Source organism: Citrobacter sp. ANG330, from assembly GCF_047467925.1.
GTDB lineage: Bacteria > Pseudomonadota > Gammaproteobacteria > Enterobacterales > Enterobacteriaceae > Citrobacter_A > Citrobacter_A amalonaticus_G.
The window spans coordinates 967,919-987,031 of record NZ_JASJUI010000001.1 but is presented as its reverse complement, the minus strand read 5'-3'; the positions used below and the strand labels follow the sequence as shown (position 1 = coordinate 987,031).

General features: G+C 54.4%; 21 protein-coding genes. 13 read left to right on the top strand and 8 right to left on the bottom strand.

From position 1 onward, the window contains the following. Entirely contained in the window at positions 1–870 is an 870-nt protein-coding gene (amiA, locus tag QNN88_RS04925; protein WP_414239201.1) for an N-acetylmuramoyl-L-alanine amidase AmiA, read from the bottom strand. 211 nt (positions 871–1,081) lie between these two features. Between amiA and QNN88_RS04920 the strand changes: the two genes are divergently transcribed. From QNN88_RS04920 to cysM, 10 genes are all read left to right on the top strand, one after another. Beyond that, positions 1,082–1,507, top strand: coding sequence for a GNAT family acetyltransferase (locus QNN88_RS04920; protein WP_043001859.1), 426 nt, complete (start codon positions 1,082–1,084; stop codon positions 1,505–1,507). Next, a complete protein-coding gene (locus tag QNN88_RS04915; RefSeq protein WP_414239200.1) occupies positions 1,494–1,943 on the top strand; it encodes a DUF2919 domain-containing protein in 450 nt (149 codons plus the stop codon). Before QNN88_RS04920 ends, QNN88_RS04915 begins: the two co-directional genes overlap by 14 nt. 60 nt (positions 1,944–2,003) lie before the next feature. Continuing rightward, on the top strand, positions 2,004–2,579 hold the full coding sequence (locus QNN88_RS04910; RefSeq protein WP_414239199.1) for an RpoE-regulated lipoprotein: 576 nt from the start codon (positions 2,004–2,006) through the stop codon (positions 2,577–2,579). Positions 2,580–2,674: 95 nt separating this feature from the next. Beyond that, complete coding sequence (gene yfeX, locus QNN88_RS04905; RefSeq protein WP_414239198.1) at positions 2,675–3,574, top strand: porphyrinogen peroxidase; 900 nt, start codon at positions 2,675–2,677, stop codon at positions 3,572–3,574. 179 nt (positions 3,575–3,753) lie between these two features. Continuing rightward, on the top strand, positions 3,754–4,545 hold the full coding sequence (gene ucpA / locus QNN88_RS04900) for an SDR family oxidoreductase UcpA (RefSeq protein ID WP_044327215.1): 792 nt from the start codon (positions 3,754–3,756) through the stop codon (positions 4,543–4,545). 155 nt (positions 4,546–4,700) lie between these two features. Then, a complete protein-coding gene (gene cysP / locus QNN88_RS04895) occupies positions 4,701–5,717 on the top strand; it encodes a thiosulfate/sulfate ABC transporter substrate-binding protein CysP (RefSeq protein ID WP_414239197.1) in 1,017 nt (338 codons plus the stop codon). After that, positions 5,717–6,550, top strand: coding sequence for a sulfate/thiosulfate ABC transporter permease CysT (gene cysT / locus QNN88_RS04890; protein ID WP_414239196.1), 834 nt, complete (start codon positions 5,717–5,719; stop codon positions 6,548–6,550). Before cysP ends, cysT begins: the two co-directional genes overlap by 1 nt. After that, positions 6,550–7,425 carry a sulfate/thiosulfate ABC transporter permease CysW gene (cysW, locus tag QNN88_RS04885; RefSeq protein ID WP_414239195.1) on the top strand — a complete coding sequence of 292 codons (876 nt, stop codon included), beginning with the start codon at positions 6,550–6,552 and terminating at the stop codon, positions 7,423–7,425. The genes cysT and cysW overlap by 1 nt, the downstream gene beginning before the upstream one ends. Then, complete coding sequence (cysA, locus tag QNN88_RS04880; RefSeq protein WP_414239194.1) at positions 7,415–8,509, top strand: sulfate/thiosulfate ABC transporter ATP-binding protein CysA; 1,095 nt, start codon at positions 7,415–7,417, stop codon at positions 8,507–8,509. The genes cysW and cysA overlap by 11 nt, the downstream gene beginning before the upstream one ends. A 110-nt stretch (positions 8,510–8,619) precedes the next feature. After that, positions 8,620–9,531 (top strand): cysteine synthase CysM, encoded by a 912-nt coding sequence (gene cysM, locus QNN88_RS04875; protein ID WP_414239193.1) that lies wholly within the window; start codon positions 8,620–8,622, stop codon positions 9,529–9,531. A 32-nt stretch (positions 9,532–9,563) separates the two neighbouring features. Here the strand turns inward: cysM and QNN88_RS04870 are convergent, their stop codons facing one another. Further along, positions 9,564–10,280 (bottom strand): type 1 glutamine amidotransferase, encoded by a 717-nt coding sequence (locus tag QNN88_RS04870; protein ID WP_414239192.1) that lies wholly within the window; start codon positions 10,278–10,280, stop codon positions 9,564–9,566. A 13-nt stretch (positions 10,281–10,293) separates the two neighbouring features. After that, on the bottom strand, positions 10,294–11,589 hold the full coding sequence (gene ptsJ / locus QNN88_RS04865; RefSeq protein WP_414239191.1) for a transcriptional regulator PtsJ: 1,296 nt from the start codon (positions 11,587–11,589) through the stop codon (positions 10,294–10,296). An 82-nt stretch (positions 11,590–11,671) separates the two neighbouring features. Here ptsJ and pdxK point away from each other — a divergent pair, with 82 nt between their 5' ends. Together pdxK and QNN88_RS04855 are read left to right on the top strand one after the other, a co-directional pair. Next, the gene (gene pdxK, locus QNN88_RS04860) at positions 11,672–12,538 is read left to right on the top strand and encodes a pyridoxine/pyridoxal/pyridoxamine kinase (RefSeq protein WP_414239190.1); all 867 of its coding nucleotides are present in this window, start codon (positions 11,672–11,674) and stop codon (positions 12,536–12,538) included. After that, a complete protein-coding gene (locus QNN88_RS04855) occupies positions 12,535–12,774 on the top strand; it encodes a cytoplasmic protein (protein ID WP_414239189.1) in 240 nt (79 codons plus the stop codon). The genes pdxK and QNN88_RS04855 overlap by 4 nt, the downstream gene beginning before the upstream one ends. A 156-nt stretch (positions 12,775–12,930) precedes the next feature. Here the strand turns inward: QNN88_RS04855 and crr are convergent, their stop codons facing one another. From crr to cysZ, 5 genes are all read right to left on the bottom strand, one after another. Further along, entirely contained in the window at positions 12,931–13,440 is a 510-nt protein-coding gene (gene crr, locus QNN88_RS04850; protein WP_000522253.1) for a PTS glucose transporter subunit IIA, read from the bottom strand. Between the two features lie 40 nt (positions 13,441–13,480). Continuing rightward, complete coding sequence (gene ptsI, locus QNN88_RS04845) at positions 13,481–15,208, bottom strand: phosphoenolpyruvate-protein phosphotransferase PtsI (RefSeq protein WP_414239188.1); 1,728 nt, start codon at positions 15,206–15,208, stop codon at positions 13,481–13,483. A 46-nt stretch (positions 15,209–15,254) separates the two neighbouring features. Beyond that, positions 15,255–15,512: a phosphocarrier protein Hpr gene (gene ptsH, locus QNN88_RS04840; RefSeq protein WP_000487600.1), complete on the bottom strand. Its 258-nt coding sequence runs from the start codon at positions 15,510–15,512 to the stop codon at positions 15,255–15,257. Between the two features lie 382 nt (positions 15,513–15,894). Further along, entirely contained in the window at positions 15,895–16,866 is a 972-nt protein-coding gene (cysK, locus tag QNN88_RS04835) for a cysteine synthase A (protein ID WP_042317680.1), read from the bottom strand. A gap of 163 nt (positions 16,867–17,029) precedes the next feature. Next, complete coding sequence (gene cysZ, locus QNN88_RS04830) at positions 17,030–17,791, bottom strand: sulfate transporter CysZ (protein ID WP_414239187.1); 762 nt, start codon at positions 17,789–17,791, stop codon at positions 17,030–17,032. Between the two features lie 230 nt (positions 17,792–18,021). Here cysZ and zipA point away from each other — a divergent pair, with 230 nt between their 5' ends. Next, positions 18,022–19,047 carry a cell division protein ZipA gene (gene zipA, locus QNN88_RS04825; RefSeq protein ID WP_414239186.1) on the top strand — a complete coding sequence of 342 codons (1,026 nt, stop codon included), beginning with the start codon at positions 18,022–18,024 and terminating at the stop codon, positions 19,045–19,047. The last annotated feature ends 66 nt before the right edge of the window (positions 19,048–19,113 follow it).

Sequence of the window (19,113 nt, the reverse complement as noted above, 5' to 3'; positions counted from 1 at the left end):
TTACCGTTTCTTCGAATGGGCTTTCTGATTATCAAACCAGTGGAAATAGCTGATCACACCATTAGCGATGGCGGTGGCAATCTTCTGACGAAATGCCGTGGTGCCCAGCAGTCGCTCCTCTTCCGGATTGGTGATGAACGAGGTTTCCACCAGGACCGACGGGATTGACGGTGATTTTAGCACCACAAACGCCGCCTGTTCCGTATTCCTGCTGTGCAGTTTATGCACCGGTTTGATCTTCTTGAGGATATGCGAGCCCAGCGTCAGGCTGTTTTTAATGGTATCCGTTTGTACCAGATCGAACAAAACCTGCTGTAACAGATGGTCTTTGTCGGTCATTTTCTTCCCGGCCACTTCGTCGGCACGGTTTTCACGGTCGGAGAGGTATTTCGCCATCGCGCTACTGGCCCCGCGATTGGACAGTGCAAACACCGACGCGCCCGCGGCGCTGGGGTTGGTAAAACCATCTGCGTGAATGGACATAAACAGATCCGCGCCGTGCTTGTGGGCGATTTCGACGCGATCGTACAGAGGAATAAAGGTGTCGCCTGAACGCGTCAGGCGGCAGTCGATCCCCTGACTGCGTAAAATGGAACGCACATTTTTGGCAATCGCCAGCACGACATGTTTCTCTTTGGAGCCGTTGCGGCCAATGGCGCCGGTGTCGATACCGCCGTGGCCCGGGTCCAGCACGACAATGCGCTTGCCGCCCGATTTTTTCGTGGCAGGCTGACTATGACCATTACTGGTTTTCAGTGGGGCTTCTTTGGCTGCGGCGGTCGACATCCCTGTTAATGTCAGCGCCGCCAGTCCGGCTTTCAGCACCTGGCGGCGCGATGTGAGAGTTTTTAGTGGTTTAAAAGTGCTCATACGGCCTGAGTTGTAAAAAAAAGAGTCCTGATGTTATATCGTATCGCGTAATCCGTTACGACGCTTGATGTTGAGAATTGTTTTACTTTTCATTTCAATACGTGACAAGGTGGCATTATGCCATTTTTTCCGCCGTTTCGCGTCAGATATTGGCTAAATCAGCCGTTCACGCCATAATCGGAGTTTTAACCTTGAAAAGGGTCTCAATACCATGGAGATACGCGTTTTTCGCCAGGAAGATTTCGAAGAGGTGATTACCCTCTGGGAGCGCTGCGATTTGCTGCGGCCGTGGAATGACCCTGAAATGGATATCGAGCGGAAGGTGAACCACGACGTCAGCCTGTTTCTCGTTGCGGAAGTGAACGGGGAAGTGGTGGGGACGGTGATGGGTGGTTACGACGGGCATCGCGGGTCGGCCTATTATCTGGGCGTACATCCTGAGTTTCGCGGCCGTGGCATCGCCAATGCGCTGCTTAACCGGCTTGAGAAAAAGCTCATTGCACGCGGTTGTCCAAAAATTCAGATCATGGTGCGTGAAGATAACGACGTGGTGCTGGGGATGTATGAGCGACTCGGCTATGAGCATGCCGACGTGCTGTGTCTGGGAAAACGCCTGATCGAAGATGAAGAATATTGAGTTTCATCCTGCAGATTACGACGGCCACGGCCATTTGCGTCTGCCCTTTTTATTCTGGCTTGTGCTCTTGCTCCAGGCGCGGACCTGGGTGCTGTTTGTGATTGCTGGTGCTTCGCGCGAACAGGGCACGGCGCTGTTGAATCTGTTTTATCCCGATCACGACAATTTTTGGCAGGGGCTGCTGCCGGGCATACCGGCAGTGTTGGCGTTTTTGCTGAGCGGACGACGCAACGCGTTTCCCGGGATATGGCATACGCTGTACGCGCTGCTGATTGCGGCTCAGGTAGTTCTGCTCTGCTGGCAGCCGGTTCTGTGGTTCAATGGCTCCCCTGTTAACGGTATTGGCCTGACGCTGGTGGTGATGGACGGTGTGGCGCTTCTCTGGCTGCTGACCAACCCGCGACTGCGTGCCTGCTTTGCGAACGAAAAAGAATAACGGAACTTTTTGGCGAAGCCGGACTCCAGGTAACGTTGACTCTTAAAGAAAGGAAGTGAGATGAAATCGCTGCGTTTATGGTTATGTGTGATGCCGCTGGCGCTGACCGGCTGTTCGACGCTCTCGTCTGTGAACTGGTCCGCCGCTAATCCCTGGAACTGGTTTGGCTCATCGACTGAAGTGACCGAGCAGGGTGTAGGCGCACTGACGGCATCAACGCCGCTCAATGAGCAGGCCATCAACGATGCGCTGGATGGCGACTATCGACTGCGTAGCGGTATGAAAACTGCTAACGGCAACGTGGTGCGCTTTTTCGAAGCGCTGAATGGCGACAAGGTGGCGATGGTGATTAACGGCGAACAGGGCACCATCAGCCATATAGAGGTGCTGGATAGCGATATCCCTTCTGAATCCGGCGTCGAAGTGGGGACCCCGTTTAGCGATCTTTACAGTAAAGCGTTTGGCAATTGTCAGCCTGCCGGCAGCGATGAGCAAAACGCGGTGGAGTGCAAAGCGGAAGGTAGCCAACATATCAGCTACCTTTTCACCGGTGAATGGAAGGGGCCTGAAGGGTTAATGCCCTCCGACGATACGCTGAAAACCTGGAAAGTGAGCAAAATTATCTGGCGTCGTTAATTTGCGTCTGAACAAACCGCTGCGCTGAAAAACAGGGTAAAATAGCCCCCATCAATGCCACGATTGCGTGGCATTCTCATTTTTCAGGAGGAATGATGTCTCAGGTTCAAAGTGGCATTTTGCCAGAGCATTGCCGTGCAGCGATTTGGATTGAAGCGAATGTGAAAGGCGACGTTGATGCCCTGCGTGGCGCCAGCAAAGCGTTCGCCGATAAACTGGCGACTTTCGAAGCGAAATTCCCTGACGCCCATCTGGGCGCGGTTGTGGCCTTCGGCAACAATACCTGGCGCACCCTGAGCGGCGGGATTGGAGCCGAAGAGCTGAAGGATTTCATCCCTTACGGTAAAGGCCTGGCACCTGCCACACAGTACGACGTGTTGATCCACATTCTTTCTCTGCGTCACGATGTGAACTTCTCTGTCGCTCAGGCGGCGATGGAAGCCTTCGGTGACTGCATTGAGGTCCAGGAAGAGATCCACGGTTTCCGTTGGGTGGAAGAACGTGATCTCAGCGGCTTTGTCGACGGTACGGAAAACCCGGCAGGGGAAGAGACGCGCCGCGAAGTGGCGGTCATCAAAGACGGCGTGGACGCCGGCGGCAGCTACGTCTTTGTGCAGCGCTGGGAACATAACCTGAAGCAGCTTAACCGTATGAGTATCCACGATCAGGAGATGATGATCGGGCGTACCAAGGAAGCCAACGAAGAGATCGATGGCGACGATCGCCCGGTAACGTCGCACCTGAGCCGTGTGGATCTGAAAGAAGACGGCAAAGGGCTGAAAATTGTTCGCCAGAGCCTGCCATACGGCACCGCCAGCGGTACGCACGGTCTCTATTTCTGCGCCTACTGCGCGCGTCTGCACAACATTGAACAGCAACTGCTGAGCATGTTTGGCGACACCGACGGAAAACGCGACGCCATGCTGCGTTTCACCAAACCGGTGACCGGCGGGTATTACTTTGCACCGTCGCTGGATCGCCTGCTGGCGCTGTAATTTTCTGCGTACGCACGTCGATACGACCAGCATAAAAATACCGTCCCCGCCCCGGCGGGGATTATTTTTATCTAAGATTTACCTTAATTAGTGAGCTGTTCCTCAGCACGTATCCTTTTTTGCTGTATTTTCAATGTTAATGGAGTGTGAGACTTCATATTCACAAGGAGAGCATTGAAATGGGTAAACTCACGGGCAAAACAGCATTGATTACGGGCGCATCACAGGGCATTGGCGAAGGCATCGCCAAAGTGTTTGCCCGGCATGGGGCGAACTTAATCTTGCTGGATATCTCCGATGAGATTGAAAAGCTGGCGGACGAACTGGGTGGCCGCGGGCATCGCTGTACGGCGGTGATTGCGGATGTCACCGATCCCGCTTCTGTCGCCGCGGCGCTGAAGAAAGCGAAAGAGGTGGAAGGCCGCATCGACATTCTGGTCAACAATGCGGGCGTCTGCCGTCTGGGAAGTTTCCTCGACATGAGCGACGAAGATCGCGACTTCCACATTGATGTGAACATTAAAGGCGTCTGGAACGTGACGAAAGCCGTTCTGCCGGAGATGATTAAGCGTAAGGACGGGCGCATCGTGATGATGTCATCGGTGACCGGCGATATGGTGGCCGATCCAGGTGAAACGGCTTACGCGCTGTCAAAGGCGGCGATTGTCGGGCTGACCAAATCGCTGGCGGTGGAGTATGCTCAGTCGGGGATCCGCGTGAATGCGATTTGTCCGGGCTACGTGCGCACCCCGATGGCGGAAAGCATTGCACAACAGTCTAACCCGGACGATCCGGAAGCGGTGCTGACCGAAATGGCGAAGGCGATCCCGCTGCGTCGACTGGCCTGCCCGCTGGAAGTGGGTGAACTGGCCGCCTTCCTGGCGTCGGATGAGTCCAGCTACCTCACGGGCACGCAAAACGTGATTGACGGTGGCAGTACCCTGCCGGAGACCGTCAGCGTCGGTATCTGACGACCGCATAACCCCTTCTGGCCATCAGAAGGGGTTTTCTCTTATTCCCTTTTCAACTTACAAATCATCAAACGGTATATAAAACCGTTACTCCTTTCACACTCGTTATAAATATTATGGCTAATAGAAAGTCATCAAATTTATAAGGGTGCGCAATGGCCGTTAACTTACTGAAAAAAAGATATCTGACGCTGATGGCGTCGCTGTTACTGGTCGGTCAGGCGCAGGCGACGGAGTTGTTAAACAGCTCCTACGACGTCTCTCGCGAGCTGTTTGCCGCCCTGAATCCGCCGTTTGAACAGCAATGGGCGAAAGATAACAACGGCGATAAGCTGACCATCAAACAATCGCATGCGGGTTCCTCAAAGCAGGCGCTGGCGATTTTACAGGGCCTGAAAGCCGACGTGGTGACCTACAACCAGGTGACCGATGTACAGATCCTGCATGACAAAGGAAAGCTTCTCCCGGCTGACTGGCAAATCCGTCTGCCGAACAACAGCTCACCGTTTTACTCCACGATGGGATTCCTGGTACGTAAAGGCAACCCGAAGAACATTCATGACTGGAGCGATCTGGTCCGTTCTGATGTAAAGCTGATTTTCCCGAACCCGAAAACCTCCGGCAATGCGCGTTATACCTATCTTGCGGCGTGGGGCGCAGCGGATAAAGCGGATGGCGGCGATAAAGCCAAAACTGAACAGTTCATGACTCAGTTCCTGAAGAACGTCGAAGTGTTTGATACCGGCGGTCGCGGTGCGACCACGACGTTTGCTGAACGTGGACTAGGCGATGTGCTGATCAGCTTCGAATCTGAAGTGAACAACATTCGCAAACAGTATGAAGCGCAGGGTTTTGAAGTTGTTATCCCGAAAACCAATATTCTGGCTGAGTTCCCGGTTGCCTGGGTGGATAAAAATGTGCAGGCCAACGGCACCGAAAAAGCGGCAAAAGCCTATCTGAACTGGCTGTACAGCCCGCAGGCGCAAACCATCATCACAGACTACTACTACCGTGTGAACAACCCGGAGGTGATGGACAAGCTGAAAGATAAATTCCCACAGACCGAACTGTTCCGCGTGGAAGAGAAATTTGGCTCCTGGCCTGAGGTGATGAAAACCCATTTCACCAGCGGTGGTGAGCTGGACAAACTGTTGGCGGCGGGGCGTAAGTAATGTTTGCCGTCTCCTCCCGGCGTGTGTTGCCCGGCTTTACTTTAAGCCTGGGCACCAGCCTGCTGTTCGTTTGCCTGATTTTGCTGCTGCCGCTCAGCGCGCTGGTGGTACAGCTTTCTGAGATGAGCTGGGCGCAATACTGGGATGTGATCACCAATCCGCAGGTGGTCGCCGCGTACAAGGTGACGCTGCTGTCGGCGTTTGTGGCGTCAATTTTTAACGGCGTGTTTGGCCTGCTGATGGCGTGGATCTTAACCCGTTACCGCTTTCCGGGCCGGACGCTGCTGGACGCGCTGATGGATCTGCCGTTTGCGTTGCCCACGGCGGTGGCAGGCCTGACGCTGGCTTCATTGTTTTCCGTTAACGGTCTCTACGGCGAATGGCTGGCGAAGTTTGATATTAAAGTCACTTACACCTGGCTTGGCATCGCCGTGGCTATGGCGTTTACCAGCATTCCGTTTGTGGTGCGCACCGTTCAGCCGGTGCTTGAAGAGCTTGGGCCAGAATACGAAGAAGCGGCGGAAACGCTGGGCGCCACGCGCCTGCAAAGCTTTCGCAAAGTGGTGCTGCCGGAACTGTCGCCTGCGCTGGTGGCCGGTGTCGCGCTGTCGTTTACCCGCAGCCTTGGCGAGTTCGGCGCGGTCATTTTCATCGCCGGTAACATTGCCTGGAAAACGGAAGTCACCTCGCTGATGATTTTTATCCGTTTGCAGGAGTTTGATTATCCTGCCGCCAGCGCGATTGCCTCGGTGATCCTCGCGGCATCGTTGTTACTGCTGTTTTCAATTAATACCCTGCAAAGTCGCTTTGGCCGGCGTGTGGTAGGTCACTAATGGCGGACGTTACTCACTTGAAGCGCTATGACGCGCCCCGTATCAACTGGGGAAAATGGTTTCTGATTGGCACCGGCATGATCGTCTCCGTGCTCATTCTGCTGGTGCCGATGATTTATATCTTCATCCAGGCGTTCAGCAAGGGGCTGATGCCTGTGCTGCAAAATCTGGCCGATCCGGATATGTTGCACGCTATCTGGCTGACGGTGCTGATAGCCCTGATTGCGGTACCGGTGAACCTGGTGTTTGGCATTTTACTCGCCTGGCTGGTCACCCGTTTTAACTTTCCGGGGCGGCAACTTTTGCTGACGCTGCTGGATATCCCCTTTGCCGTGTCGCCGGTCGTGGCGGGGCTGGTTTATCTGTTGTTCTACGGCTCTAACGGGCCGCTGGGCGGCTGGCTGGATGAACATAACCTGCAAATTATGTTCTCCTGGCCGGGGATGGTGCTGGTCACCATCTTCGTGACCTGTCCGTTTGTCGTGCGCGAACTGGTGCCGGTGATGCTCAGTCAGGGCAGCCACGAGGATGAGGCGGCGATTTTGCTGGGGGCTTCCGGCTGGCAAATGTTCCGCCGCGTAACGCTGCCGAACATCCGCTGGGCGCTGTTGTACGGCGTCGTCTTAACTAACGCCCGTGCGATTGGCGAGTTTGGCGCGGTGTCGGTGGTTTCCGGCTCGATTCGCGGTGAAACCCTGTCGCTGCCGCTACAGATTGAATTACTGGAGCAGGACTACAATGCCGTCGGCTCCTTTACCGCTGCGGCGCTGCTGACGCTGATGGCGATTGTTACCCTGTTTTTGAAGAGCATGTTGCAATGGCGCCTGGAGAACCAGGAAAAACGCGCGCAACAGGAGGAAAATCATGAGTATTGAGATTGCCAATATTAAGAAGTCTTTTGGTCGCACCCAGGTGCTGAACGATATCTCACTGGATATTCCTTCCGGTCAAATGGTCGCTCTGCTGGGGCCGTCCGGCTCAGGTAAAACCACGCTGCTGCGCATTATCGCCGGGCTGGAACACCAGTCCAGCGGGCATATTCGCTTTCACGGCACTGACGTGAGCCGCCTGCATGCGCGCGATCGTAAAGTGGGATTCGTTTTTCAGCATTATGCGCTGTTTCGCCACATGACGGTATTTGACAATATCGCTTTTGGCCTGAGCGTACTGCCGCGTCGCGAGCGCCCAAATGCGTCTGCGATTAAAGCCAAAGTGATGAAACTGCTGGAGATGGTGCAACTGGCTCACCTGGCGGATCGCTTCCCGGCACAGCTGTCGGGAGGGCAAAAGCAGCGTGTCGCGCTGGCCCGCGCCTTAGCCGTAGAGCCGCAAATTCTGCTGCTGGATGAGCCGTTCGGCGCCCTTGACGCCCAGGTGCGTAAAGAGCTCAGGCGCTGGCTGCGTCAACTGCATGAAGAGCTGAAATTCACCAGCGTCTTTGTCACGCACGATCAGGAAGAGGCCACCGAAGTGGCGGACCGCGTGGTGGTGATGAGCCAGGGCAATATTGAACAGGCCGATGCGCCGGATCAGGTGTGGCGTGAACCGGCGACCCGCTTCGTGCTGGAGTTTATGGGGGAAGTTAACCGTCTGCAGGGCACGATCCGCGGCGGACAGTTCCATGTCGGCGCACACCGCTGGCCGCTGGGCTATACGCCGGGATATCAGGGACCGGTCGATCTGTTCCTGCGTCCCTGGGAAGTGGATATCAGCCGTCGTACCAGTCTGGATTCTCCGCTGCCGGTGCAGGTCATCGAAGCCAGTCCGAAAGGCCATTACACCCAATTAGTTGTGCAGCCGCTCGGGTGGTATCACGAACCGCTGACGGTCGTCATGCAGGGCGATGATGTCCCGGTGCGCGGTGAACGTCTGTTTGTCGGGCTGCAAAATGCCCGGTTGTATAACGGCAATCAGCGTATTGAACGTCATGATGATGTCGTTTTTGCAGAAATAGCGTAAGCTCAGGGCGTTTTTTATGTAGGCCGGATAAGGCAGTTATGCCACCATCCGGCAATACACATTTGCCTGATGGCGCTGGGTTTATCAGGCCTGGGTTCTGGACTGACATTGTGAACACATTAGAACAAACAATTGGTAATACGCCTCTGGTGAAGCTGCAACGGTTGACACCGGATAATGGCAGTGAAATTTGGGTCAAACTGGAAGGTAACAATCCGGCGGGATCGGTGAAAGATCGCGCCGCGTTATCGATGATTGTTGAAGCAGAAAAACGCGGCGAGATTAAACCGGGTGACGTGTTAATCGAAGCCACCAGCGGTAATACCGGCATTGCGCTGGCGATGATTGCCGCGCTGAAAGGCTATCGTATGAAGCTGCTGATGCCTGACAACATGAGTCAGGAACGCCGCGCCGCGATGCGCGCCTATGGCGCCGAACTGATTCTGGTGACCAAAGAGCAGGGGATGGAAGGGGCGCGCGATTTAGCGCTGGAGATGGCGCAACGCGGCGAAGGCAAGCTGCTGGACCAGTTCAATAACCCTGATAACCCGTACGCGCATTACACCACTACGGGGCCGGAAATCTGGCGGCAAACGGCCGGACGTCTCACCCATTTTGTTTCCAGCATGGGCACCACCGGCACCATCACAGGCGTATCGCGTTTTCTGCGTGAGCAGGCCAGCGCGGTCACTATTGTGGGTCTGCAACCGGAAGAGGGCAGCAGTATTCCGGGGATCCGCCGCTGGCCTGCGGAATACATGCCGGGCATTTTTAATGCTCAGCTTGTCGATCAGGTCGTGGATATTCACCAGCGAGACGCGGAGAACACCATGCGCGAGCTGGCGGTACGTGAAGGGATCTTCTGTGGCGTCAGCTCAGGCGGTGCCGTCGCCGGTGCGATACAGATTGCGAAAGCGAATCCGGGCGCGGTGGTGGTGGCGATAATCTGCGATCGCGGCGATCGTTATCTCTCCACCGGCGTGTTTGGCGAAGAGCACTTCAGCCAGGGCGCGGGAATTTAACCACATTGCCCGGCGATGACCGGGCATATGGATTAACCCTGACGTTTTTTCACCAGCAGATCCAGAAACTGCCAGAGTTTTTCATTCATTTCCTTATAATCCCATTCGCGCATTTCCGCCTTTGAGCGAATAAAGCGCTTCCCTTTGGCTTCCGCCAGCTCTGGCTCAGAGTGTTGAATCAGCCCTTCCACCGCCCCGGCGGTAAATTCCATGTGGCACTGGAAGCCGTAGACAAAGTTGCCATATTGCACGATCTGCCGTGGACAGCCGACGCTTGTGGCAAGCACCGTGGCCTGATCGGTAAGCCCTGGCATGTCGTTATGCCAGTGGCCGACCGTCAGCGGAGAGCCGAAGTGGGCAAGCAACGGGTGCTGTTTTCCTGCTTCGGTCAGCGTAATGGGATAGTGACCAATCTCTTTTTCCGGACTCTGGCAGACCTTTGCTCCCAGCGCTTCGCCAATTAACTGCGAACCCAGACAGATCCCGACCACGATCCGACCCGCCGAGATGGCCTGGTTGATCAGATGTTGTTCAGCCTTTGAGTCAAAATAAGGGCACTCTGCAAGCGTGGTGCGCGGTGACTGCGGGCCGCCAAATACGACCAGCATATCAAAGCCATCGGCGTTGGCCGGAACCGGTTCGCTGTCGTAGACGCGGGTCCAGGTGATGTGGTGACCGCGTGTTTCAGCCCACGGCAAATAAGCGCCTGCCGATTCAAATGATTCGTGAATAATAAAATGGACGTGCACGGATGCTCTCCTGTTATTGACTCAGCGCCTGATAAATATGGGCGGCCAGGCGGTTGATATCGCTGTCATTGAGTGTGGAAAGGGTAATACGCAGACCCTGCGCGGGCGCGTTAACGCCGAAAGCGTCGCCTTCACGCACCAGCCAGCCGGATTTCGCCAGCGCAAATGCAACGTTCTGGCTGGCTTCGGCAAGCGCTAACCACAGGTTCAGGCCATCGCCGGGGAAAAAGTTGTGGATGCCTTGCGTGCGCAGTGCCTGCGCCAGTTTGCGCTGCTGATCGGCATAAAACTGGCGGGATTCCGTCAGGGTCTTCTGCCAGACAGGATCCGTCAGACAAGCGTAAACCAGATCCTGCAAAATGTGGCTGACCCATTGACTACCGGAGTTAAGGCGCAGGCGTAACTTTGCCGAGGTCGCGGGATCGCTGGCGACAATAGCAAGGCGCAGATCCGGACCCAGCGTTTTCGACATTGACCGAACGATCGACCAGTGGAGCGTTTCCGCCGCAATCACCGGATGCCATGCGGAGGCGGAAAGTAGCGCAAAGTGGTCGTCAACGATCACCAGTACCTGGGGATATCGCGCAAGGATTGCCTGTAATGCGCCAGCGCGTGTGGCGCTTAAACTGCATCCCGTCGGGTTGTGCGCCCGAGGCGTGACGATCACCGCCCGTGCGCCATTACTCAACGCCTGTTCGAGCCCTTCAGGTAACATTCCTTCGCTGTCGACGCTCACCGGGCTGGCGCTGAAACCGGCATAGCGCAGCATACTGATGCTGCTCAGAAAACAGGGGTCTTCAACCACCACGCTGTCGCCGGGCAGCAGATGCGCGCTCAACAGGCGTTCAATGGCGTCAATCGCGCCGCTGGTGATATCAATTTCACCCGCAGCGGGAACGGCATCCTGCATCCACTGTGTGGCCCAGCGCTTTAGCTCCGGGGAAACCGGCACGTCACCGTACAGGCGGTGGCCGTGATGACATTTTGCAAAATAACGGCTCAGGTCCGGCAGGCGAGCGGGATCAGGATTTCCGCTGGAGAGATCGCGCAATGGCGTATGTGGGTCGCCGCCTTCGCGCGCGATGGGAGGAGAGGCGCTTTTTATGACCGTACCATTGCGGCCACGACTTTGCGCTAGTCCAAAAGTAACCAGCCGTTTGTAGGCCGCCGCGACGGTATTGCGATTCACGTTGAGCTGTGCCGCCAGTTCCCGCACGGGCGGCAATGTTTCACCTGCAGGCAACACGCCGCTGGTGACGTGCCGACGTATACTGTCAAAGATTTCGCTGGCGGTTTTTCCGTCGATCATTATTGACCTATGACAAAATGAATTTTAGCATATGACGATAATAGTGAGGCACCCGCCCGCTGTCCAGTGAGAGGAGAAGACTATGGGGCAGGAGAGTGATATTCAGTCAGTGCTCTTCGACGATAAGCATCGGGCGTTACAGACCGATATTGTCGCCGTTCAGTCACAGGTGGTGTATGGCAGCGTCGGCAACAGCATCGCTGTGCCAGCCATCAAAGCAAAGGGTTTGCGGGTGACGGCGGTGCCTACCGTCCTGTTCAGTAATACTCCGCACTATGACACGTTTTATGGGGGTGTCATTCCGGCAGACTGGTTCCGTGGCTATTTGCTGGCGTTAAGCGAGCGTGATGCGCTGCGCGAGCTAAAGGCCGTGACCACCGGTTATATGGGCAGCGCTGAACAAATCGCGCTACTGGCGCAATGGTTGCAAAACGTTCGTCAAACCCATCCGGATATTCCTGTTCTGGTCGATCCGGTGATTGGCGATACCGACAGCGGAATGTATGTAAAAGCTGAGATACCGGATGCCTATCGACATCACCTGCTGCCGCTGGCGCAGGGGCTGACGCCGAATGTTTTTGAGCTGGAGATGCTCAGCGGTATGCCGTGTCGCACGCTGGAGGAGGCTGTTATCGCGGCGAGATCGCTGCTGACCGACACGCTGAAGTGGATTGTCATCACCAGCGCGCCAGGACAGGACAGTGAAACCATCAATGTAGCGGTGGTCACGGCCCAAACGCGGGATGTGATTGAGCACCCGCGGGTGGAAACCGATCTGAAAGGGACCGGCGATCTGTTTTGTGCCGAACTGATCAGTGGCATCGTGCTGGGGAAATCATTGACGCAGGCAACACAGCAGGCTGCGGAACGCGTGCTGGAAGTGATGACCTGGACGCAGCAATGCGGTTGTGACGAACTGATACTGCCTCCGGCAGGGGAGGCGCGATGAAGAGTTATCGATTAGTGGTTCGCCAGCAGGGACGTATCGTGGGGCATTTTGAAACCAGCGGACTGAATGCGCTGGAAGATATCTGCGTGGCGCGCGCGATGTTTGGCATCACGGGCGGCTATCAGTGTGAACTGCAGGTTTCTGATTCAGAGAAGCGGATGCTGGAGAGCGGGCCGGAAGGGATGAAAATTCTGATGCGTGAAAAGTGTTATCGCCCGGTGACCTCACCGCTGTAACCGCAAACTGATGCCGGATGGCGGCGTAAGCGCCTTATCCGGCCTACGGGGCCGATATCTCGTCGGCCTGATAAGCGCAGCGCCATCAGGCGGGTTTTGCCATCCGGTAGATAAAAAAACGGCGCCGGAAGGCGCCATTTTTCTCTGCGGCAAGAATTATTTCTTGATGCGGATAACCGGGGTTTCACCCACAGTCACGCTACCGGACAGTTTGATCAGTTCTTTGATTTCGTCCATGTTGGAGATAACAACCGGAGTCAGGGTTGACTTGGCTTTTTCTTCCAGCAGCGGCAGATCGAATTCAATAACCGGGTCACCCACTTTCACACGCTGGCCTTCTTCAGCGATGCGCTTGAAGCCTTCGCCTTTCAGCTCAACGGTGTCGATACCGAAGTGAACAAACAGTTCGATACCGCTATCGGATTCGATAGAGAACGCATGGTTGGTCTCAAAGATTTTGCCGATCGTACCGTCAACCGGTGCAACCATCTTGTTACCAGTTGGTTTGATAGCAATGCCATCACCCACGATTTTTTCAGCAAAAACGACATCCGGTACGTCTTCGATGTTGACGATCTCACCAGAGAGCGGTGCAACAATCTCAATAGTTCCGGTGTCTTTCTTATCATCAGAAACCAGAGACTTCAGTTTATCGAACAAACCCATGATCTTCTCCTAAGCAGTAAATTGGGCCGCATCTCGTGGATTAGCAGATTGTTTTTTCTTCAATGAACTTGTTAACCAGCGTCATTAACTCGTCCGTTGTCGGTTGAGCAAGAGCCTGCTCTGCTAACACCTTCGCATCTTCGAAGTTCGTGTTACGGATAATCTTCTTAATGCGCGGGATAGAAATGGCGCTCATAGAGAATTCGTCCAGACCCATCCCCAGCAACAGAAGTGTAGCACGTTCGTCGCCTGCAAGCTCACCACACATGCCAGTCCATTTACCTTCAGCATGAGAAGCATCAATAACTTGCTTGATAAGCGTCAGGACAGATGGCGACATTGGCTGGTAAAGATGTGAAATCATATCATTACCACGGTCAACTGCCAGAGTGTACTGCGTTAAATCATTGGTGCCGATACTAAAGAAATCCACTTCTTTGGCTAAATGACGCGCGATAGTCGCCGCAGCCGGTGTTTCCACCATCACACCAATCTCGATGGTTTCGTCAAAGGCTTTACCTTCGTCACGCAGTTCCTGCTTGTAAATTTCGATCTCTTTGCGCAGCGCGCGAACTTCTTCAACAGAGATGATCATCGGGAACATAATGCGCAGTTTACCGAAAGCAGACGCACGCAGGATGGCACGAACCTGATCGCGCAGGATCTCTTTACGATCCATCGCGATACGCACGGCACGCCAGCCCAGGAACGGGTTCTCTTCTTTCGGGAAGTTCATGTACGGCAGCTCTTTGTCGCCGCCGATGTCCATGGTACGCACGATCACCGCCTGAGAGCCACAGGCTTCAGCCACGGCTTTGTACGCTGCAAACTGTTCTTCTTCAGTCGGCAGCGCGTCGCGATCCATAAACAGGAATTCAGTACGATACAGACCCACGCCTTCCGCACCGTTGCGCTCTGCGCCTTCGACGTCACGCACGGTACCGATATTAGCGCACACTTCAACCTGATGACCATCCAGGGTGATGGCCGGCAGATCTTTCAGTTTCGCCAGTTCCGCTTTCTCAGTGGCAACTTGCTCCTGAACGGCACGCAGTTTTTCAATTTCTTCGTTGGTCGGGTTGACGTAAACCTGGTTGTTTACGGCATCCAGAATCAGATAGTCATCGTTCTTCACCTGAGAGGTGACGCTACCGGTTCCCACGATGGCTGGCAGTTCCAGAGAACGCGCCATGATAGAGGTGTGGGAAGTCCGGCCGCCCGCGTCGGTAATGAAACCCAGTACCTTGTTCAGGTTCAACTGTGCGGTTTCGGACGGGGTCAGGTCAGCGGCAACCAGGATTACTTCGTCCTTGATTGCGCTCAGGTCGATAATTGCCAGCCCCAGGATATTGCGCAGCAGGCGCTTACCGATGTCACGTACGTCAGCCGCACGTTCTTTCAGGTATTCATCATCCAGTTCTTCCAGGGCAGTGGCCTGACCTTCGATAACTTCATGCGCAGCTGCGTCAGCCGTCATGTGTTTATCTTTAATCAGGGCTATGATTTCCTGCTCCAGCTCCTCATCTTCGAGCAGCATAATATGCCCTTCGAAAATGGCTTCTTTTTCTTCACCGAACGTTTCACCAGCTTTCGTTTTGATCGCTTCTAACTGTGCAGATGCCTTGGCACGACCGCTCAGAAAACGTTCAACTTCCTGATCAACCTTGTCGGCAGAAATTTTTTTCCGGTCAATGACGATTTCGTCTTCTTTCAGCAAAAGTGCTTTGCCGAAAGCGATACCCGGGGATGCTAAAATGCCTGAAATCATAACCCTACCTTACTTGTGACTGATTTTTAAAAGGACCCGGAAAAACTTATTCCAGTTCCGCCATCAGCTTGACCAGATGTTCTACGGCTTTCTGCTCATCTTCACCTTCTGCAGAGATGGTGACGACAGTTCCCTGAGTCAGACCCAGAGTTTGCAGTTTAAACAGGCTTTTCGCGCTGGCGCTTTTGCCGTTGGAAGTCACAGTAATCTCAGAAGTGAAGCCTTTCGCTTCTTTAACAAACTGAGCAGCAGGGCGGGTGTGCAGACCGTTCGGAGCGGTAATGGTAACTTCTTGCTGGAACATTGTATTTCCCCAACTTATAGGTTTAGTGTTGTGGAACTAAAGTCTAGCCTGGCGGTTTGACTTTAGCCTGTATTGTTAGCGCCGGCGTAAACGGGCGCGACACACCAGGTGTTTGACGCAATCCGTTGCAGGCAACCTCTGGCCGCTGACGTTTCGCTCGTCATTAAACATTATGCCGCTAAATCAATACTTGAACCAAATCATAAAATCGATTCAGCCAGCAGTTTTCCTGTAACGATTAATTTCGCGCTTCAAAATAATTAATCAGGTTAAATACCAGACCTGGCGGGGTGAAGCAATGGCAGGTGGGGTGAAAATTTGAAGCAGGCCACAAAAAAGCACCTGAAAAGGTGCTTTTTTACGCGTTATTAACATGCTGGCATTACTGTTGCAGTTCTTTCTCTGTGAAGAGATCGGCAAACAGTGCGGTGCTCAGATAACGCTCACCCGATGACGGTAGGATAACCACAATATTCTTGTTGGTAAAGGTTTCATCTTCCTGCAGCTTAAGCGCGGCAGCAACCGCGGCACCGGAGGAGATCCCAGCCAGGATACCTTCTTCTTCCATCAGGCGACGAGCGGTGGAGATCGCTTCTTCATTCGTGATCGCCACGACTTTATCGATCAGTTTCAGATCCAGGTTGCCCGGAATGAAACCGGCGCCGATGCCCTGGATTTTGTGCGGACCAGGCTTCAGCTCTTCGCCAGCCAGTGCCTGGGCGATAACCGGTGAATCTGTGGGTTCTACTGCAACGGTAATCAGGTCCGTTTTGCCTTTAGTGCCTTTGATGTAGCGGGTGACGCCGGTCAGCGTACCGCCAGTGCCCACGCCGGAGATAAAAACGTCAACCTGGCCGTCAGTGTCTTCCCAGATTTCCGGACCCGTGGTTTTTTCGTGAATTTCCGGGTTAGCCGGGTTGCTGAACTGCTGAAGCAACAGATATTTTTCCGGATCGCTGGCGACAATTTCTTCCGCCTTTTGAATCGCGCCTTTCATGCCTTTCGCGCCTTCGGTCAGCACCAGATTCGCGCCCAGCGCTTTCAGCAGCTTGCGACGTTCGATACTCATGGTTTCCGGCATGGTCAGCGTCAGCTTGTAGCCACGTGCCGCAGCGACATAGGCCAGCGCGATACCGGTGTTGCCGCTGGTGGGTTCAACCAGTTCGACGCCCGGTTTCAGCACGCCGCGTTTTTCAGCATCCCAAATCATATTGGCACCAATACGGCATTTCACGCTGAAGCTTGGGTTACGTGATTCCACCTTCGCCAGAATGCGTCCGTTACCGATACGGTTCAGTCGAACCAGCGGCGTATGACCGATAGTCAGCGAGTTGTCTTCAAAAATCTTACTCATGGCCTGTCCTTAACTGTATGAAATTGGGATACCTTCCCAGCATACCCTTCAGACGAATATGGGGAAGTAAGGATTTCGCATATCTATATGCTATGAAGAAATAATGGGTATCAGTATGGAATAAGAGGCGTTATAAACAACCTCTTATTTACACAAACTTTCGTTATTTCCATAACGCGTGCTTAGCACGATAGCAATCCACCCACATCGCCGTGGCGCCACATACCGCCACCGGCATGATGAAAAGGTTTAGCACTGGGATCAGAGTAAACAGGCTGGTGAGCGCACCAAACTGCATATTGGTCACTTTACGGGAGCGCAGGGCGGTGCGCATCTCTTTAAAGGGCACTTTGTGGTTATCAAACGGATAATCGCAATACTGAATGGCCAGCATCCAGGCGCTGAACAAGAACCACAGTACGGGGGCGACGGTTTGCCCAATGCCGGGAATAAAGTAAAGGATCAGCAGTACGATGGCACGAGGCAGATACCAGGCCAGCTTTTGCCATTCGCGTTTCATAATCCGCGGCACATCTTTCATGATCCCCAGAACGCCCGTGTCCGGCGGCGTTGCACCGGTGAGTCGCGCTTCCAGTTGCTCCGCCAGTAGCCCATTAAACGGCGCGGCAATCCAGTTGGCCAGGGTCGAGAAAAAATAGCCAAACACCAGCAGCACAGAAATGACCGCGACGGGCCACAGCAGATAGCTCAGCCATTGCAGCCAGTCCGGGACGTGGCTCATGAGCGACGGGATCCAGACATCCAGCTGTGTGAACAGCCACCAGAACGCACTGCCCATTAGCAGAATGTTGACCAGTAGCGGTAAAATGACATAGCGACGGATCCCCGGTTGCGAAACCAGTTTCCATCCCTGAGCGAAGTAGTAAAAACCGCTGCGTGGTGCAGTGACAGATGATGACACCATAGTCAGGACATGCTCCTTTTCGTATAAGTCCTAAGCGAACACGGGTATCTTACCGGGTTATCGCACACAGAACAGTTCGGAAATGTTCGAAAAAACAGCAAAAAGCACGATTTCGTTCATCTTTATGCGGTGAAAGCTAAGAGTACACTTGCACTTGACGTAATCGGCAAATACTCTTAGTGAGTAAATGTTTGCCGTGGTGGCAAGGTGTTAGAACAACAGAGAATATAATGATGCAGGATTTGCGTCTGATATTAATCATTGTTGGCGCGATCGCCATAATCGCTTTACTGGTACATGGTTTCTGGACCAGCCGTAAAGAACGATCTTCTATGTTCCGCGATCGTCCACTGAAACGCATGAAATCAAAACGCGACGACGACTTGTATGACGAGGATGTTGAAGCAGACGAAGGCGTGGGTGAAGTTCGTGTTCACCGCGTGAATCATGCCCCTGGCAACCCGCAGGAGCATGAAGCTCCTCGCCAGTCGCCGCAACACCAGTACCAGCCGCCGTACGCGTCGGCACAGCCGCGTCAGCCGGTTCAGCCATCGTCTGAAGCGCCGGTACAGCCGCAGCATGCCCAACGTCCGCCGCAGCAGCCGGTACACCAGCCGCAGCAATCCGCTCAGCCGCAACCGGTGCATCAGCCTGCGCCACAGCAACCTGTGCCTCAGCCGCAGCCGGTTCAGCAACAACCCGTCGCGCCGCAGGTTCAGCCCGTTCAGCCGACTGCACCACAGCCGACGCAGCAGGCTTTCCAGCCCGCAGAACCGGTTGTCGAGCCGCAGCCTGAACCCGTCGTTGAAGAAGCGCCTGCCCCGGAAAAACCGCAGCGTAAAGAAGCGGTGATCATCATGAACGTCGCTGCCCATCATGGCAGCGAGTTGAATGGTGAAGTGCTGCTTAACAGCATTCAGCAGGCCGGTTTCAAATTTGGTGATATGAGTATTTTCCATCGTCATTTGAGCCCGGACGGCAGCGGCCCGGCGTTATTCAGCCTGGCGAATATGGTTAACCCGGGTACGTTTGATCCAGAAATGGTCGACTTCACCACGCCGGGCGTGACCATCTTCATGCAGGTGCCGTCTTACGGCGACGAACTGCAAAACTTTAAACTGATGCTGCAATCCGCACAGCATATTGCCGATGAAGTGGGCGGCGTGGTGCTTGACGATCAGCGTCGGATGATGACGCCGCAAAAACTGAGAGAATATCAGGATCGCATCCGCGAAGTGAAAGAAGCGAACGCCTGATACACTCAATGCACGACAACTTTCTTTCTGAACCCCCGCCTGTCGGGGGTTTTTTATCATTGATGG

What these genes read in the sequence shown, in the direction of transcription:
- amiA (WP_414239201.1), bottom strand. Translation starts at nt 870, where the DNA reads ATGAGCACTTTTAAACCACTAAAAACTCTCACATCGCGCCGCCAGGTG.
- QNN88_RS04920 (WP_043001859.1), top strand. Translation starts at nt 1,082, where the DNA reads ATGGAGATACGCGTTTTTCGCCAGGAAGATTTCGAAGAGGTGATTACC.
- QNN88_RS04915 (WP_414239200.1), top strand. Translation starts at nt 1,494, where the DNA reads ATGAAGAATATTGAGTTTCATCCTGCAGATTACGACGGCCACGGCCAT.
- QNN88_RS04910 (WP_414239199.1), top strand. Translation starts at nt 2,004, where the DNA reads ATGAAATCGCTGCGTTTATGGTTATGTGTGATGCCGCTGGCGCTGACC.
- yfeX (WP_414239198.1), top strand. Translation starts at nt 2,675, where the DNA reads ATGTCTCAGGTTCAAAGTGGCATTTTGCCAGAGCATTGCCGTGCAGCG.
- ucpA (WP_044327215.1), top strand. Translation starts at nt 3,754, where the DNA reads ATGGGTAAACTCACGGGCAAAACAGCATTGATTACGGGCGCATCACAG.
- cysP (WP_414239197.1), top strand. Translation starts at nt 4,701, where the DNA reads ATGGCCGTTAACTTACTGAAAAAAAGATATCTGACGCTGATGGCGTCG.
- cysT (WP_414239196.1), top strand. Translation starts at nt 5,717, where the DNA reads ATGTTTGCCGTCTCCTCCCGGCGTGTGTTGCCCGGCTTTACTTTAAGC.
- cysW (WP_414239195.1), top strand. Translation starts at nt 6,550, where the DNA reads ATGGCGGACGTTACTCACTTGAAGCGCTATGACGCGCCCCGTATCAAC.
- cysA (WP_414239194.1), top strand. Translation starts at nt 7,415, where the DNA reads ATGAGTATTGAGATTGCCAATATTAAGAAGTCTTTTGGTCGCACCCAG.
- ptsJ (WP_414239191.1), bottom strand. Translation starts at nt 11,589, where the DNA reads ATGATCGACGGAAAAACCGCCAGCGAAATCTTTGACAGTATACGTCGG.
- pdxK (WP_414239190.1), top strand. Translation starts at nt 11,672, where the DNA reads ATGGGGCAGGAGAGTGATATTCAGTCAGTGCTCTTCGACGATAAGCAT.
- QNN88_RS04855 (WP_414239189.1), top strand. Translation starts at nt 12,535, where the DNA reads ATGAAGAGTTATCGATTAGTGGTTCGCCAGCAGGGACGTATCGTGGGG.
- crr (WP_000522253.1), bottom strand. Translation starts at nt 13,440, where the DNA reads ATGGGTTTGTTCGATAAACTGAAGTCTCTGGTTTCTGATGATAAGAAA.
- ptsI (WP_414239188.1), bottom strand. Translation starts at nt 15,208, where the DNA reads ATGATTTCAGGCATTTTAGCATCCCCGGGTATCGCTTTCGGCAAAGCA.
- ptsH (WP_000487600.1), bottom strand. Translation starts at nt 15,512, where the DNA reads ATGTTCCAGCAAGAAGTTACCATTACCGCTCCGAACGGTCTGCACACC.
- cysK (WP_042317680.1), bottom strand. Translation starts at nt 16,866, where the DNA reads ATGAGTAAGATTTTTGAAGACAACTCGCTGACTATCGGTCATACGCCG.
- cysZ (WP_414239187.1), bottom strand. Translation starts at nt 17,791, where the DNA reads ATGGTGTCATCATCTGTCACTGCACCACGCAGCGGTTTTTACTACTTC.
- zipA (WP_414239186.1), top strand. Translation starts at nt 18,022, where the DNA reads ATGATGCAGGATTTGCGTCTGATATTAATCATTGTTGGCGCGATCGCC.